Origin of the sequence: Micromonospora sp. NPDC005710 (assembly GCF_040630995.1) — a bacterium.
Taxonomy (GTDB): Bacteria; Actinomycetota; Actinomycetes; order Mycobacteriales; family Micromonosporaceae; genus Micromonospora.
Map to the genome: position 1 here is coordinate 68,717 of NZ_JBEXYP010000028.1, position 16,078 is coordinate 84,794.

The following is a 16,078-nucleotide window of genomic DNA, read 5'->3' on the forward strand; positions in this document are numbered from 1 at the left end:
ACTCCTGGTCAAGACAAGTGCGACGACTGGCAGCCAACTCCTTCGGGTGGACAGCGACACGTCACCAGTGGGATCGGGTGGTGACATCGGAGTTAAGAGTCAGGGTCGCTCGCGGTGCCGCGCCTGGGCCAGGCCGACCACGGCGTTCGCCAGTTTGTGGCACCCGCACATCGGGCACACCGCAGGCGTGACGATCGAACGAGTCCCGCAGATCCTGATGATCCAGGGGGCCGGTGCCGGCGTGCACGACGAGTGGGACGACAAGCTGGTCGACAGCCTGAGCCGGGAACTCGGGGACGCGTACGAGGTCCGCTACCCGCGGATGCCCGACGAGGACGACCCGAGCTACGCCACCTGGGGTGCGGCCGTCCGGCGGGAGATCGCGGCAGTGGGCGAGGGCGCGGTCCTCGTGGGCCACTCGGTGGGCGGGACGATCCTCGTGCACGCGCTCGCCGAACGGCCACCGGAGCGGACGCTGACCGCGATCGTGCTCGTCGCCGCCCCGTTCGTCGGCCCTGGCGGCTGGGCCGGTGACGAGTTCGAGCTGCCGAACGACCTCGGCGCGAGGTTGCCGTACGGGGTGCCGGTGCACGTGTTCCACGGGCTCCAGGACGACACAGTTCCGCCGTCACACGCCGACCTGTACGCGGGCGTCATAGCGCAGGCGCGTCTGCACCTGCTTCCCGGGCGCGACCACCAGCTCAACGACGATCTGAGTGAGGTGGCGACTGTGATCCGACGCGACCGGACGGCCGGGTCCTGACCCGACGGGTTCCGGCTGGGCCGGTCACCGTCGGGCATCGTCGTCGGGATGATGCGGTGTCGAGCGGTGTACCTCAGCGATGTGGACAGGCCGCTGAGGTACACCGCTCGTCGGCAGGTCGACCTGGGCCGGCCGCGCGGACCGCCAGGTAACTCACTGTCGAGGGGGCACCGGGTCAGCTACGGGTGGCCCACTGCTGGTTGGCACCGCCGTTGCAGGCCCACAGGATGATCTTGGTGCCGTTGGCGGTGGCGGCGGCGTTGGCGTCGACGCACAGCCCGGACTGGACGCTGGTGATGGTGCCGTTGCTGTTGACGTTCCACTGCTGGTTGTTCTGGCCGTTGCAGTCCCAGATGATCACCTGGGTGCCGTTCGTGGTGCCTCGGCCGGAGGCGTCCAGGCACTTGTTGCCGTACACCTGGAGTTGTTTGCCCGCCGTGTAGGTCCAGCGTTGCGCGGTGTTGCCGGTGCAGTCCCAGAGCTGGACCTGGGTGCCGTTGGTGGTGGTGCCGTTGGGTACGTCGACGCAGCGGCCGGACTGACCGCCGACGACCTGGACGCCCTGTTGCGGGTTGCCGCCGCCGGCTGGCGCGTAGGCGGCGGCGGTGATGTTGGCCTGGACGGCGTTCTCGGTGGCCGCCGTCGGATAGCCGGAGGTCAGCACACCCTCGAAGAAGGTGCCGCGGCCGGTGATGCTGTTGTCACCGCCGATGCCGAGCAGGATGGCGCCCTCCTTCTTCATCGGGTGGTAGCCGTTGGGGCGCTGCCCGTCGAAGTAGGTCGTCAGGCTGCCCGACTGGGCGTTGCCGCCCCGGATCGCCCAGTGGTTCGGTTCGCCCTTGACCATGGCGGTGACGAAGCGGTGGTTGATCGACGCGATGTTGTTGTAGCCCGCGTTCACTCCGGAGAACAGCCCCCACTCCAGGTCGGCCATGATCCACGGCCCGGCCCCCGCCCCGTAGCCCCACTGCTTGTTGGCGCCGAAGTAGACGGTCTCCATGATGGCGCGTTCGTCGGCGAGACTGTTGGTCTGCGCGTTGCCGTAGTCGAAGCAGCACCACTGGTTGTAGTGGGTGCCGTCGACGACCGCGTAGATGCCCTCGGGCTGGTCGCCGGTCGCGACACCGTTCGTGTTGTTGTTGCGGTAACCGGTGCCCGGGGCGATGTACACGCCGTACGCCTTCTGGCCGCCGACGGTGACCGGGGCCGCCTTCGCGTCGGCGAGGTTGTCCCAACCACCGGGGGCGGGGCCGGAGAAGCCGCCGGGCGGTGCCTGGGTGAGCCGGTTGTTGCGGCCGGACTGGTCGTAGATGATCGTGATGACGCAGCTGGTGCTGGCGCAGAAGGTGTCCTGGGTGGCGGCGTTGGCGTAACCACCCTCGCTGAGCACACCGACGTCGCGCGTGGTGTTGTCCGACGACCGTCGGACCTGGTAGAGCGGGCCGTTGTACGCGCCGTACAGCGCCCGGGTGGTGCTGTGCGCGGCCACGCACGGCGTGCCGCCGGAGGCGTAGATGTCACACGGACCCGTGCCTGCGGCGTGGGCGACGCCCGGCGAGTCCGAGACCACGTAGACGCCGGCGCCGGCGACGAGGACCAACAGCGTCCCGGCGGCGGCCATCAGACGACCCAGCCTTCTCTTCACATTCATCGGAGCCTTTCCGGTGCGGGGTGGGGGTGGAGTGCGGTGGAGAAATTGACGTCACACGTCATACCTGTGACATTAATGGTCGTCCATGTGTTGGCGCTAGTTGACACCCATTGGTCATCGATCGAAGAGGCTGAGGACGGATATGCTGGTCAGCCGAGCAAGGTGCGTCCCCGTGTCGGGGCAAGAATCGATTCGAGGGCGATTGATGAACATCGGGGAGATCGCCCGGCGGGCGGGGGTGTCCCGCAGCACCGTCTCCTACGTGCTCAGCGGAAAACGCAGCGTGTCGGAGGCGACCCGGCAACGGATCCAGTCGGTCATCGACGAGTTGGACTACCGGCCCAACGCCAGCGCCCGTGCCCTCAAGGAAGGGCGCACCCGCACCCTCGGGTTGGTCATCCCGCCGGCGAGCCAGCGGTTGACCGACATGCAGCTGGGCTTCGTCGCCAGCGTCGTCGAGGCCGCCGCCCGCCATGACCTCGACGTGCTGCTGTCCCCCTCCGGCGGCGACCATGACCGGTCGTTCGAACGGATCGTCACCGGGCGTCGGGTGGACGGCGTGGTCCTCATGGAGATCCGGTTGGCCGACGACCGGGTGACCCGGCTGACCAAGGCCGGGTTGCCGTTCGTCACGATCGGCCGGACCGCCGAGCCGCACGGGATGAGCTGGATCGACATCGACTACGCCGGGCTGATCGCCCGGTGTGTGCAGCACCTCGCCGACCTGGGGCACCGGCACGTGGCACTCGTCAACCGGTCGGCCGAGCTGGTGTCCGCCGGATACGGTCCCAGCCACCGCGCGCTGACCGGCTTCCGGGCGGCGGCGGCGGACCGGGGGTTGAGCGGCGTGGAGGTCTGCAGCGGCGACGACACCGCCTCCGGCGAGGCCTGTATGGAACAGCTGCTCGCGACGCACCCGGAGGTCACGGCGGTGGCCACCATCAACGAGGCCGCACTGCCCGGAATGCAGCGCGCGTTGACCGGTGCCGGGTTGTCGGTGCCGCGCGACTTCTCCGTCACCGGGGTCGCCGCGCAGCACTGGGCGGAGGACTTCCGCCCGCCGCTGACCGCCGCCGATGTGCCGATGGTCGAGATGGGCGCCGAGGCGGTGTCGCTGCTGCTGGAGATCATCGCGGCTCCCGGCGCCGTGCCACGACACCGCCTCTACAGTCCGCCCATCTCGTTGCGGTCCAGCACCGGCCCGGTCCGGGCCCGCTGATCCGAACGACTACCCGCCCCGGGTACGCCGTTCTTCCTGGGCGGCGGCCAGGATGAGATAGCTGCTGGCCGTCCAGGTGTAGGCGCGGTCCCGCAGTCCGGTGCCGGTCTCGGCGTCGAAGTTCTCCGCGAAGCCGGACTTCTCGCACAGGGCGAGGAACCGTCGACTGATCTCGTCGGCGATCCTGGTCTGCCCGGCCCGGCGCAGGCCGTCCTCGACGAGCACAGTGGAGGGCGCCCAGATCGGGCCCCGCCAGTAGCCGTCGGCGAGGTAGTGGGCCGAGTCGGTCGGCTCGGTGGCCAGCCCGTGCGTGGTGAGGTGGGTTTCGACGTCGCGCGCCAGCGCGGCGGCTACCGGTGCGGGCAGGTCGGCCCCGAGCGCGACGGGCATCAGGTCAAGCAGGCTGCGGCTGCTGCGCCGGTGCCCGGTACGCGGATCACGGGCGCAAAAGCGCTCGCCGTCCCACAGGTCGCGCAGCATGGCCCCGTGGATCCGATCGGCCTCCTCCGACCAGCGGGCGGCGGGCTCACCAACCTCGGTGGCGAGGTCGGCGAGGCAGCGGAGCTGCGAGACCAGGAACGCGGCGAGGTCGGCGGTCTCGAGGACCCGGTTGTCGTCGAAGGTGGTGGCGTTGTCCCAGCCGCTGTCGTTGCCGTGCTGGTAGTGCGGCAGGTCATGGCCGGGGGCGCGCCGTGCGTCGAGCCAGAACTCGGACCAGCGGGCGAGCCGGTGGTAGGTCTGCTCCAGCGCGGCCCGGTCCGGCGGCTGGGGGAGACGTCGGCGCAGGTGACGCAGGGCCCAGCCGTGGATGGGAGGCTTGACGTAGTTGTGCAGGACCTCGGAGTGGGTGACCGAGTCGGGAAGGGCGCCCGCCTCGTCCTGGTGGTCGAAGGGCAACTGGAACTGGTGCCAGGCCAGCTCCGGCTCGCCGGCCGCCAGGGCGATCGCGTTGAAGCAGTGGTCCCAGCTCCACACCTTGTCCATCCAGTGTTTGGACATCAGGACGGCCGGTCGGGTGACGAAGCCCGCCGGTGCGACGGTGGCCGACCACAGGACGTACGCGGCAAGCTCCGCGGCCGGCGTCTCCGGACCGCGCCAGGGCGCTATCGCGTCGACGAACGCGGTGAACTCCGCGATCCGGTCACCGCACAACTGCTCGAAGGCAACGGATCGGGTGTACGGGCGGCGGGCGGTGGCGTACTCCTCGATCGCGATCTCCCAGGGCTGGTCGCCGGAAAGGTCGAGCGACCGGTCGGCGCTGCCGAGTGCCTGCGTGCCGTCGGTCCTCGACAGCGCGCCGGTGAGCACCGTGATCCGGTAGCGGCGACCCGTCTCGTACGAGGTGAACACGTGTGATCCGTCGACCGGGTCGGCGTACAGGTAGGTGCCGCTGAACGGGGTGAGGGTGTGCGCGGCCGCTGCCACCCGCAGGCCGAGCCGGTGGCCCCGGACGCGCAGGGTGTCCGGCCCTTCGTAGGTGGCCTCGATCCGGTCGGCCCCGTCACGCCAGGTCAGCAGCGTGGGTGTGGCGACGACTGTGGTGCCGGCGACAGTGGGGGAGAGGCGCAGGACGGCGTGCAGCCCGGTCTGGTGGGAGACCAGGTGCAGGTCGTCGGCGTACGTTTTCTCGGCTACCACCGGGGAGATGTTGAACCAGGACCCGCGGTAGCTGAACGGGATGTCCTGGATGGAGAACTCCGGACCGGACGGGGCGACGGTCATGGGTGGCGGGTGCCTCTCTGTGGTGCGGGTGATCGACGGTGGATCGCCGCTGACGGTCAGTCCTTGACGGCGCCGGCGGTCACGCCCATCGAGACGTACCGCTGGGCCAGGATCAGGAGCACGGCGGCGGGGATCGAGGCGACGACCGCGGTGGCCATGATGGCGTTCCACTGCTGGTTGTTGTTGCCGATGTAGTGGTAGATGCCGAGGGTGATCGGCTGGTGGTCGCCGCCGCCGGCCAGGGTCGAGGCGAAGATGAAGTCCGACCAGGACCACAGGAACGCGAAGAGCGACACCGTGACGATCGAGTTGCGGCTGACCGGCAGCACCACCGACCAGAAGGTCCGCAGTCGACCCGCGCCGTCGACCACTGCGGCCTGGAGCAGTTCGTCGGGGATGCCGGACATGAAGGCCGTGAAGATCAGGACAGCGAACGGCACCGCGAGCGTGGTGTCGGCCAGGATCAGCCCGGGCAGGGTGTTGAGGACGCCGAGGGTGAGGTAGATGGCGTAGAAGCCCATCGCCATGATGATCCCCGGGATCATCTGCGCGATCAGCAGCACGAAACTCAGCGCCGGGCCGCCCGGTGGCCGGAGTTTCGCCAGCGCGTAGCCGGCGGGAGCGGCCAGCGCCACGGTCAGCGCCACAGTGCCGAGACCGACCACAAAACTGGTGCCGAGGTACGGCAGTTGCTGGTCGAGCACCGCCCGGTAGCCGTCCAGGGTGCCGTTGGTGGGGAACAGGTGCGGGGGAGTGGCCCGCATGTCCTGGTCCCTGGTGAAGGACACGTTGATCATCCAGTAGACGGGGAAGAGCATCAGCCCGGTCAGCACCAGGCCGACGCCGGTCTTCCACCAGGCCCGAGCCGTCGAGGTGGTCATCGCAGCTGCTGCCTCCGCTCGATCCGGATGTACACGAGGCCGGCGATCAGGGCCAGCACGATGAGCAGGTTCCCGATGGCCGCGCCCGGACCGAACTCGGGCAGCAGGTTGCCGAAGCCGAGCCGGTACGACCAGGTGGCGAGCGTTGCCGAGGAGCCGGTCGGGCCACCCTTCGTCATGATCCAGATGATGTCGAAGACCTTCAGCGTGTAGATCAGCCCGAGCAGCAGCGTGATCAGGGAGACGGGACGCAGCAACGGGAAGGTGATCCCCCAGAACCGTTGCCACCCGGTGGCGCCGTCGAGCGCGGACGCCTCGTACATCTCCGTCGGGATCGACTGGAGGCCGCTGTAGAGCACCACCAGGTTGAACGGGATGCCGATCCAGACGTTGGCGATGATCACCGACGTGAGCGCCCAGCCCGGCGACGTCAGCCAGTTGACCGGGTCGATCCCGACGACGGCGAGTGCCGCGTTGACCAGACCCGAGTCGCTGTTGAGCAGCCACGACCAGGTCGACGCCGAGACGATGAGAGGCAGCAGCCACGGTACGAGGATCAGCGCCCGCAACGTGCGCGACAGCGGGAAGTGCCTGTGGAAGAAGAGGGCCAGGGCCATGCCGATGGTGAACTGGAAGGCGAGCGAGGCCGCTGTGAAGATCACGGTGTGCGTCAGCGTCGGCCCGAAGGCTGGGTCGGTGAGCACTGCCCGGTAGTTGTCGAGGCCGGCGAAGGGCGCCCCGCCCTGCACGAACGAGCGGACTGTGTACTCCCGCAGGCTCAACTCGACGTTGCGGTAGAGCGGGTAGGCGTAGAAGGCCGCCAGGTAGACGGTCACGGGTGCGAGGAAGCCCCATGCCCACCATCGGCTGGGCCGGCGGGCACGGGACGGGGGAGGCCCGGGTGGGGCGGCGGTCGCCGCCCCACCCTGGTCTCGTGCGGCGGTGGGGGTCTCTGTCGTGGGGGGCATGGTGTCGGTTCGGGTCGCTTACCTGGTCGTGGCGGCGGTCTGGGCGGCGGTCAGCGCTTCCTGCGGCGACTTCCCGCCGCTGAGGGAGGACTGCACAGCGGTCCACAGCGACTCGGAGATCTTCGGGTACTTCGTGCCGAGGTCGTCACCGGTGCGGCCCTTGGCTGCCCGGACCGCCTCCACCCAGACCTTGAGCTTGGGGTTCGCTGTCGCCTGTCGCTCCTGGACGGCGGCGACGGGCGCGACGTAGGAGAGCGTGGTGTCAGTGGTCAGGAGGTTGTCGGCGTTGGTCAGGCAGGCGACGAGCTTCTGCGACGTCTCGTACCGGCTGGTCTTCTTCTGCACCGGGATGGAGACGAACTCACCACCGGTGGGCGCCGGGGCCGGCCCGCCCGCGCTGGCCGGGATCGCGATCGTGCCGTACGGGAAGCCGAGCTTCTCCGCGTTCGCCAGTTGCCAGGTGCCGTTCTCGGCGAAGGCGTAGTTGCCGGTGGCGAACTCCTGCCAGCTCGTGGTCTGGGTGTTGTTGATGACCGAGTTCGGGGCGTGGCCCTGCTTGAGCCAGTCGGTCCAGAGCGTCAGCGCGGACACCGCCTGCGGCGAGTCGAGGCTGGTCAGTTGGGCGCCCGAGCCCCAGAACCAGGGCAGGAACTGGAAGCTGCCCTCCTCGGTGCCGATCGCGGAGAAGGTGATGCCCTTCTTCCCCTTGGCCTTGACTTTGGTCAGCGCCGCGGTCAGTGAGGTCCAGTCGGTGATGGCGGCGGGATCGACGCCGGCGGAGGTGAGCAGGTCCTTGTTGTAGTAGAGGGCGAGGGTGTTGGCCCCGATCGGCACCCCGTACGTCTTGCCGCCACTCTGGCCGGCACCGAGCAGGTTCTTCTCCATGGCCGAGACGTCGAGCTTGTTGTCGTCGGTGGTGGTGAGGGCGCCGGCCTCGGCCAGTGTCGAGATGACCGGGTTGTCCACGATCAGCACGTCCGGTGAGTTTCCCTGCTGGGCGGCGAGCAGTGCCTTGTTGGTCAGGTCGGTGGTGTCGTAGCCGGTTCGTTCGACCGACACCCCCGCGGAGGTGCCGCACTTCTTGAGCAGTGCGACCCACTCGGAGTCGTCGGCGAACTGCGGGTACGGGTCCCAGACGAGGTAGGCGCCGCCGTCGGCGGGGCTGTCCGTGGACGACGAGCAGGCGCTGGCTGTCACTGCGGCGAGAGCTATCACGGCGACGGCGGCCAGGCGCCGCCGACGACTGAGTCCGGTCATGTGTTGCCTCACTTCACATCGGTCGTCAGGTGGGGTGTCGTGGGTGATCGTCGCGGGCTGGACCAGTCCAACCATCAAGCGAATCGATTCGACGAATCGGTTCGCCCGAAGATAGGTCTGGCCGTGCCCGGGGGTCAAGAGCCAGTCGACCGCACCGGGGGGTGCATCGGGAAACACGGACGTCACCGCGACGTCACTTCATTGACATCGTTCAGTTCCCGGTCCTACGATCCGTGCGAATCGATTCGCAAGCGCTGCCCTCCGGAGAGCGTCCCCCCGCGCCCCACCAAGGAGCCGCCCGTGAAAACCCCGTCCCGCAGCAGGCCCGGACGAGCCCGCCTGTCCATGGCCCGACTCGTCGTCGGCCTGCTCGCCGCCGCTGCCGCCGTCACAGTCGTCCCGGCCCCCGCCCAGGCCGCCGACGAGTCGATAAGCGTCAACTTCGCCACCACGAACGGTGCGCCGACCTACCGCGCCTCCGGCTGGATCTACGGCATGACCGAGAACGCCAGCGGTCCCGCCGACCACTTCTACCGGGACGTCAAGTTCCAGTACATGCGCGCCGGCGGCGCCCAGTTGCCCGGAAGCGGTTGGGTCGGCGGCACCTACGACCGGCGCTGGAACTCCACACTCGCCCAGGCGCGTCGGACCACCGCCCTCGGCGGAAAGTTCATCATCCTGCCGCACGACCTCTGGGGTGCCGACGGCGCCGGAATCTCCCGCTTTCCCGGCGACAACGGCAACTGGACCGACTACGACAACTTCCTGACCCGCCTGATCGGCGACGTACGGGCGTCCGGTCTGTCGGTGCAGTGGGACATCTGGAACGAACCCAACATCACCATCTTCTGGAACCGGCCGATCTCCCAGTACCTCGAACTGTGGCGGCGGACCTACCAGCGCATCCGGACGGAGTTCCCCAGCCAGCTCATCGTCGGGCCGAGCTGCGCCTGCGTCCCGTCGACGAACCACGCCTTCTGGAACCAGTACCTGGACTTCGTCCGCTCGACGAACACCGTGCCGGACATCATCAGTTGGCACTCACTGCCGGGCGACCCGGTCGCGAACGTCGCCGCCGCGAACGCCACCCTCGACCCGCGCGGCATCGCCCACCCACGCCCGTACCAGATCAACGAGTACGGGTCACCCGACGAGCAGAACCCGGCCGACGGCGCCTGGTACATCGCACGTCTGGAGCGGGTGAAGGCCGACGGCCTGCGGGCCAACTGGGCCAGCGGCGGCAGCCTGCACAACGACCTCGGCAACCTGCTCATCCGCAACTCCGCCGGCCAGCACCAGCCCAAGGGTGAGTGGTGGAACTACCGCTTCTACGCCTCCCAGGTCGGCGACATCGTCACGGTGACCCCCAGTCAGTCGTACGACGCGTACGCCACGAAGGCGGCCGGGGCGGCGAAGGTGCTCGTCGGCGGTGGTCGTACCACCGGGAACCTGACCGTCAACCTGCAGCGCCTGGACACCACGAGCGGCATCGTGGAGAACAACCAGGTGCGGGTGCTCACCCAACGCATCCCGCACAACGGTGGTGGCGCGGTGCCGGGGCCGATCACGGTCTCCAACAGCGTGGTCGGCGTGTCCAACAACAACGCCACCGTGACACTGCCGTACACCAACCAGACCGACACCTACGCCGTCACCCTGCTGCCTCCGTCGGATGGTGGCTTCCAGTCGGTGGCGGTGGCCCAGCACTCCCAGCAGTGCCTCAACAACACCGGCCTGAGCACCGCCGACGGCAACGGCCAACAGCAGAACTACTGCGACGGCGGCGACCAGCAGCTCTGGAACTTCCGCCCGGTCGCGGGGGTGGCCAACACCTACACAGTGGTCAACCAGCAGAGCGGCAAGTGCCTCGACGTCAGCGGTGTGTCGACCGCCGACGGCGCTGCCGTGAGCCAGTGGACCTGCCTCAACAGCTCCAACCAGCAGTTCACCCTCCGCAAGGTGACCTACTCGGGCAACGACTCGCACGACTACCAGCTCGTCGCCCGGCACAGCGGCAAGTGCGTCGATGTCAACGGCGTCTCCACGGCGGCCGGCGCGACTGTCCTGCAGTGGACCTGCAAGGCGGTCAACCAGAACGGCTCGTTGAACCAGACCTGGCGGCTCCTGGGGCGGTAGTCGTCCCGGGGCAGGTGACGCGCTGGCTGTCCGCCCCGGCAGCCAGCGCGTGACCGGACACCACATTCATTGACATGAATGAAACAAAGGTCATACCATTCGCAGCGATTCGCCATCGCCACCACCCGCCCGTGGCGCGTCGACGATCTCCCGCGCTTCCACGACTCCGAGGAGCCACCTCGTGCGAACCCCGTCCCGCAGCGGGTCAGGAACAGCCCGCGACCTCATCCCGAGACGCCAACGCGTCCGACGTCTGACTCTCCTGGCCGGTGCGCTGGCCGGGGTGCTCGTCGTCGTCGGCATCGGCGTCGGCACCACCCCCGCCAGTTCGCCCTTCGCCGCCAGGGCCGCCGCTGCGGCCACCATCCAGCCCGGGCAGAGCACCCCGATCGTCGGCACGCCGTCCGGCCGCTGCCTCGAAGTGCCCAACTCCAGCACCACGAACGGCACCCAGACGCAACTCTGGGACTGCAGCGGCAGCGCCGGCCAGACCTGGACGTGGACGTCGAGCAAGCAGTTCCAGGTGTACGGCAACAAGTGCCTGGACGCATCCGGCCGCGGCACCACGAACGGCACCCAGGTGATCATCTGGGACTGCAACGGCCAGAACAACCAGCAGTGGAACGTCAACAGCAACGGCACCATCACCAGCGTCCAGTCCGGGCTGTGCGTCGACGCCAACGCCGCCGCCACCGCCAACGGCACCAAGATCATCCTGTGGGCCTGCAACGGCGGCGCCAACCAGCAGTGGGCCTCGCCGACCACCACCACCCCGCCGCCGACCAACCCGCCGACCGGCGCGCGCCCGTGCGACATCTACGCCTCCGGCGGCACCCCGTGCATCGCGGCGCACAGCACCACCCGGGCGCTCTACGAGGCGTACGCCGGCAACCTCTACCAGGTCCGACGCTCGTCGGACAACACGACCCGCAACATCGGGCTCACGGGCACCGGCGGCACCGCCAACGCGGCGACGCAGGACTCGTTCTGCTCCGGTACGGCCTGCGTCATCACCGTGGTCTTCGACCAGTCCGGGCGCGGCAACGACCTCTGGTACCAGGGGTCGAGCGTCGTTCCGGGCTCCCCGCAGAGCAGGCCGGCGACAGCGACGACGGAATCGCTGACGGTGGGCGGCGCGAAGGCGTACTCGCTCTACATCAACCCCGGCAACAGCTACTGGCGCGACGGGCACCTCACCGGCGTGCCGACCGGCGCGGCACCCGAGGGCATGTACATGGTGACGAGCGGGACCCACGTCAACAGCGGCTGCTGCTTCGACTACGGCAACAGTGAGACGACCAGGAAGGCCGACGCCGCCGGGGCGATGGACGCCATCAACTTCAGCAAGCAGTGCTGGTTCGGCGGCTGCTCCGGCAGTGGCCCCTGGGTGCAGGCCGACCTGGAATGGGGTCTCTTCCCGGGTGGCAGCAGCTCCTGGAACCCGAACCAGCGCGCCTTCAGCAGCAAGTTCGTGACCGCGACGCTGAAGAACAACGGCACGTCGCGCTTCGCCATGAAGGGCAGCGACGCGCAGTCCGGCAGCCTCTACACGCTGTACGACGGCTCGCTCCCGCCGGGCTACAGCCCGATGAAGAAGCAGGGCGCGATCATCCTTGGCAGTGGCGGTGACTGCTGCAAGCCCGACGGCGGCGCCAACCTGAGCGCCGGCACCTTCTACGAGGGGGCGATGGTCGCCGGCTACCCGTCCGACGCGACCGAGAACGCCGTGCAGGCAAGCGTGGTGACCGCCGGTTACCGCTGACCCCGGCTACGCCCGAACGGGTCGTGCGCCGGTCACCACCTCGTGGTGACCGGCGCACGCACGCGCCGGCGTCGCCCCGGGTTCAGGCGACGGTGCAGGCCGCCCCGTTGAGGGTGAACGAGGACGGTCGGGCGTTGTCACCGGTGTGGGTGGCCTGGAAGCCGAAGCTCACCGAGCCGTTGGCGGGGATGCCGCCGTTGTAGGCGACGTTGCGGGCCGTCACCTGCCCCGAGGTGGGCGAGTAGGTGGCGTTCCAGCCCGAGGTGATGGTCTGCCCGTTCGGCAGGGTGAAGACCAGGGACCAGCCGTTGACGGCGCTGGTGCCGGTGTTCGTGACGGTGATGTTCTCGGTCAGCCCGGTGTTCCAGGCATTGACGTCGACAGTCACCCGGCAGGCACCGGAAGCCGGTGGCGGGGTGGTCGGGGGCGGGGTGGTGGTCGGTGGTGGGGTGGTCGGCGGGGGCGTCGTGGGGTTGGTGAGTCCGAAGAACGCGATGGCGGAGGCGGCCATGCCGCTGGAGGGCAGGCTGTGCCCCGCGCCCTGGACGCTGTACGCCTCGACCTGGACCGTGCCGCTGCTGTCGGCGTACCGGCGTCGGTTCCAGTTGGCCTGGGGCGTGTCGGTGGAGGTGGGTGTCTGGCTCAGCCCGAACACGTTCGTCCACTGCTCGATGGTCTCCTGCAACAACGAGTACGGCACGAGCGTGTCACTGGTGCCGTGCCACAGCTGCACCCGCGGACGGGGCCCGGAGTAGCCGGGGTACGCCTGGCGGACCGCGTCGCCCCACTGCTGCGGGGTCCGGTTCATGTTTCCGCCGGTGCACTGGCTGCTGCCGGGCGGGTAGTCCGCCGCGTTGGCGAAGCAGTTGTACGGCACGCCCATGAACGCGGCGCCAGCCTTGAACAGGTCGGGATAGAGCGCCAGCATGTGGTTGGTCATCATGCCGCCGGACGAACTGCCGGTGGCGTAGACCCGCTCCGGATCGGCCGTGTACTGCTGTTGCACGTACCGGACCATCGAGACGATCGACACCGGGTCGCTGCCGCCGCCGCGTCGCTTGGCGGCGTCCGACCAGGTGTCGAAGCAGTTGCCGAAGCCGGCCTGCTGGGTGGCGGACGGGTAGATCACGATGTACCCGTAGCGGTCGGCGAGGCTGGCGAACTCGCTCCCGGAGTAGAAGCCGGGGCCGGACCCGCCGCAGCCGTGCATGGCCACCACGACCGCCGGCCGGGCCGGGCGGTTGTCCGGCACGTAGACGTGCATGCGCATCCGGCCCGGGTTGTCACCGAAGCTTGTCACCTCGGTCAGCGACGCCGCGTACGCGGGCCCGACCGGGGGTGCCACCAGGCCGGCCGCCACCAACGACGCGGCCAGGGTGAGCAGCATTCTCCTTCTGATTCTCAACTGACGACTCCTTCGAAAAGCCTGTGCAGGCTGGATCGGCGGTGCGATCGGGTCGCGGGTGTGCCCGACTCCCGCGGTGATCGCACGTTGCCCGCTACCTGTGGCTCGCCCAGCCCGGCTTCGGATGGCGTCGCGTGACATTTAGTGTTCCGCCCGGACCAACAAGTGTCAATCAAAGAAGCTCTATCTGCGGCGGGTGATGGTGGTCCGTCTACAGTCGTCATGCCGTCCCCGAGGAGCACGGAGCGCCTGTGGCAAGCCCTTTCGACATCGACGAGATCTATCCGGACGACGGGGACCAGCCACTCCGGCTGCCCCGAAGACAGGCCGGCAGCTCGCCCCAGGGCGTCACCGTGACACTGTTGGCGGACTACACCCTGCGGACCCGGGTCGCCCTTCCGTCCGCGGCCATCGTCGCGCTGCTCGCGGAGACCGGCGTGACGACGGCCGGAGCGCGGACCGCGATCAGCCGGTTGGCCCGCCGTGGCGTGTTGGAGGGCAGTCGACTGGGGCGGCGCAGCTCCTACCGGCTCAGCCGTGCCGCAGCCGCCAACCTGTCCGCCGGCGGGCAGTGGATCCTCGCCTCGACCAGCTCGACGACACGCTGGGACGGGTCCTGGACGATTGTCGCCTTCTCGCTGCCGCAGGACCACGGTGCGCAGCGCCGGTCCCTGCGGGCGCAACTGCGGTGGCTCGGTTACGCGCCGCTGTACGACGGTCTGTGGGTCTCGCCGCAGGAGCTGACTCCGCTCGCTCGGGCCGAGCTCGACCGGCTCACCCTCGGCGCGGTGACGGTGTTTCGGGCGCGGCACGCCGCGCTCGCCTCGACCGTCCACCGTGCGCCGATCGAAGCCTGGGACATCGAGGCGATCGGCCGAAGCTACGACTCGTTCCTCCGGCGGTGGACGCCCCTGTTGCCCGCTGTGGTGTCCGGTCGGGTCGACGGTGCCGCGGCGGTGCGGACCCGCACCGAGCTGATGGACACCTTCCGGCGCTTTCCCGTCCTCGATCCGCAGTTGCCGGTGGAACTCCTTCCCCGGGACTGGCTGAGGCGCCCGGCGCGGGAGTTGTTCGAGGCTGTCTACGACGGGCTCGCCGCCCCCGCCGAGCGACACGTCCGGTCGGTCGTCGAGCGGTACGCCGACGCCGCGCAGCCCGGCGTCGAGGCGCACACCACAGCCGACCTGGTCTCCGGAGTACGCGCCGACGTGGGGCCGACGAGGCCGTCCGCGAGTGGCTCGGTCACCGGGTGCTCGTGAACCCCGACGGGGTCACCGTCGACAACTGTGAGCGATAACAGGGTCGCCCTCCGATAGGCGTGGTGGTACGACTCGTCCGCCTGTCGTGCGGCGATGGAGCCTTGGTGCTGGGCGTTTGGTTCCGGGCGAAACGTGGCGTTCCGGGAGATCGGCGTGAACGGCCCGTTACGTCTTGACGAACGACATGTTATCGCTCACTCTCGATATAGAGGACGATCGTTCCCGTGGCTCACCGGGCGAGCCGCACGGGTCGTACCTCGGATCACGACGTCGGCAAGGGCATGCGGACGTCACCTCGGGACCCGGCAGTTGCCGGGCGACAGCCCTCTCGGACTGTGCGCGCTGACACCGGGCGGCCAGGACGACGGCCCGACCAGTCGCCCCGAGCGAAGTGGCACATCACCACCACCGATGCAACCACTGAAAAGGAACGCCATGAAACCCATGAGAACGATGCTGGCGGCGGCGACCATCGCCGTCGCCCTCACCACCGGTATGACAGTGGCGCTGACTCCCGCGTCCGGCGCCGGCACCACCCTGAAGGCGGCCGCCGCCGAGAAGGGCCGCTACTTCGGCGCGGCTGTCGCCGTCGGCAAGCTGTCGACCAGCGCCTACACGACGATCCTGAACCGTGAGTTCAACAGTGTGGTGCCCGAGAACGAGATGAAGTGGAGCTCGACCGAGCCGCAGCAGGGCACCTTCACCTACTCCAGCGGTGACCGCCTGGTCAGCCACGCGCAGGCCAACGGCATGAGCGTGCGGGGCCACACGCTGTTGTGGCACGCGCAGCAGCCGGGCTGGGCGCAGGGCATGTCCGGCAGCGCGTTGCGCAACGCCGCGATCAACCACGTCACCCAGGTCGCGACGCACTTCCGGGGGAAGATCTACGCCTGGGACGTGGTGAACGAGGCGTTCGCCGACGGTGGTTCCGGTGGTCGGCGGGACTCGAACCTGCAGCGTACCGGCAACGACTGGATCGAGGCGGCGTTCCGGGCGGCGCGGGCGGCGGATCCGGGTGCGAAGTTGTGTTACAACGACTACAACACCGACGGGGT

General features: G+C 69.1%; 12 protein-coding genes. 6 read left to right on the plus strand and 6 right to left on the minus strand.

Features of this window, described 5'->3' with window-relative positions:
- Positions 1 to 187 precede the first annotated feature (187 nt).
- Positions 188 to 763: an alpha/beta fold hydrolase gene (locus tag ABZ406_RS27925; protein ID WP_357767749.1), complete on the plus strand. Its 576-nt coding sequence runs from the start codon at positions 188 to 190 to the stop codon at positions 761 to 763.
- A 175-nt stretch (positions 764 to 938) separates the two neighbouring features.
- Here the strand turns inward: ABZ406_RS27925 and ABZ406_RS27930 are convergent, their stop codons facing one another.
- On the minus strand, positions 939 to 2,414 hold the full coding sequence (locus ABZ406_RS27930; RefSeq protein WP_357767753.1) for an arabinofuranosidase catalytic domain-containing protein: 1,476 nt from the start codon (positions 2,412 to 2,414) through the stop codon (positions 939 to 941).
- A gap of 205 nt (positions 2,415 to 2,619) precedes the next feature.
- Between ABZ406_RS27930 and ABZ406_RS27935 the strand changes: the two genes are divergently transcribed.
- Positions 2,620 to 3,633: a LacI family DNA-binding transcriptional regulator gene (locus ABZ406_RS27935; RefSeq protein WP_357767756.1), complete on the plus strand. Its 1,014-nt coding sequence runs from the start codon at positions 2,620 to 2,622 to the stop codon at positions 3,631 to 3,633.
- Positions 3,634 to 3,642: 9 nt separating this feature from the next.
- Here the strand turns inward: ABZ406_RS27935 and ABZ406_RS27940 are convergent, their stop codons facing one another.
- The 4 genes from ABZ406_RS27940 to ABZ406_RS27955 form a co-directional block, all read right to left on the minus strand.
- Positions 3,643 to 5,355, minus strand: a complete 1,713-nt coding sequence (locus ABZ406_RS27940; protein WP_357767759.1) for a trehalase family glycosidase — start codon at positions 5,353 to 5,355, stop codon at positions 3,643 to 3,645.
- 56 nt (positions 5,356 to 5,411) lie between these two features.
- The gene (locus tag ABZ406_RS27945; RefSeq protein WP_357767761.1) at positions 5,412 to 6,236 is read right to left on the minus strand and encodes a carbohydrate ABC transporter permease; all 825 of its coding nucleotides are present in this window, start codon (positions 6,234 to 6,236) and stop codon (positions 5,412 to 5,414) included.
- Positions 6,233 to 7,072, minus strand: a complete 840-nt coding sequence (locus tag ABZ406_RS27950) for a sugar ABC transporter permease (protein WP_357767765.1) — start codon at positions 7,070 to 7,072, stop codon at positions 6,233 to 6,235. Before ABZ406_RS27950 ends, ABZ406_RS27945 begins: the two co-directional genes overlap by 4 nt.
- Before the next feature lie 150 nt (positions 7,073 to 7,222).
- Positions 7,223 to 8,461, minus strand: a complete 1,239-nt coding sequence (locus ABZ406_RS27955) for an extracellular solute-binding protein (RefSeq protein WP_357767767.1) — start codon at positions 8,459 to 8,461, stop codon at positions 7,223 to 7,225.
- A gap of 300 nt (positions 8,462 to 8,761) precedes the next feature.
- On the opposite strand from ABZ406_RS27955, the gene ABZ406_RS27960 reads away from it, so the two are divergent.
- Together ABZ406_RS27960 and ABZ406_RS27965 are read left to right on the plus strand one after the other, a co-directional pair.
- Entirely contained in the window at positions 8,762 to 10,597 is a 1,836-nt protein-coding gene (locus ABZ406_RS27960; RefSeq protein WP_357767770.1) for an RICIN domain-containing protein, read from the plus strand.
- Between the two features lie 181 nt (positions 10,598 to 10,778).
- Positions 10,779 to 12,359 carry an arabinofuranosidase catalytic domain-containing protein gene (locus ABZ406_RS27965; RefSeq protein ID WP_357767773.1) on the plus strand — a complete coding sequence of 527 codons (1,581 nt, stop codon included), beginning with the start codon at positions 10,779 to 10,781 and terminating at the stop codon, positions 12,357 to 12,359.
- An 82-nt stretch (positions 12,360 to 12,441) separates the two neighbouring features.
- Here the strand turns inward: ABZ406_RS27965 and ABZ406_RS27970 are convergent, their stop codons facing one another.
- Positions 12,442 to 13,764, minus strand: a complete 1,323-nt coding sequence (locus ABZ406_RS27970; protein ID WP_357767776.1) for a PHB depolymerase family esterase — start codon at positions 13,762 to 13,764, stop codon at positions 12,442 to 12,444.
- Between the two features lie 251 nt (positions 13,765 to 14,015).
- On the opposite strand from ABZ406_RS27970, the gene ABZ406_RS27975 reads away from it, so the two are divergent.
- Positions 14,016 to 15,023, plus strand: a complete 1,008-nt coding sequence (locus ABZ406_RS27975) for a PaaX family transcriptional regulator C-terminal domain-containing protein (RefSeq protein WP_357767779.1) — start codon at positions 14,016 to 14,018, stop codon at positions 15,021 to 15,023.
- Between the two features lie 444 nt (positions 15,024 to 15,467).
- Positions 15,468 to 16,078 (plus strand): endo-1,4-beta-xylanase (locus ABZ406_RS27980; RefSeq protein ID WP_357767787.1); only part of this gene is annotated, 611 nt, incomplete at its 3' end.

Bases quoted from the DNA above. Each gene is read 5' to 3' on its own strand.
- ABZ406_RS27945 (WP_357767761.1), bottom strand. From the start codon at position 6,236: ATGACCACCTCGACGGCTCGGGCCTGGTGGAAGACCGGCGTCGGCCTG.
- ABZ406_RS27940 (WP_357767759.1), bottom strand. From the start codon at position 5,355: ATGACCGTCGCCCCGTCCGGTCCGGAGTTCTCCATCCAGGACATCCCG.
- ABZ406_RS27930 (WP_357767753.1), bottom strand. From the start codon at position 2,414: ATGAATGTGAAGAGAAGGCTGGGTCGTCTGATGGCCGCCGCCGGGACG.
- ABZ406_RS27935 (WP_357767756.1), top strand. From the start codon at position 2,620: ATGAACATCGGGGAGATCGCCCGGCGGGCGGGGGTGTCCCGCAGCACC.
- ABZ406_RS27955 (WP_357767767.1), bottom strand. From the start codon at position 8,461: ATGACCGGACTCAGTCGTCGGCGGCGCCTGGCCGCCGTCGCCGTGATA.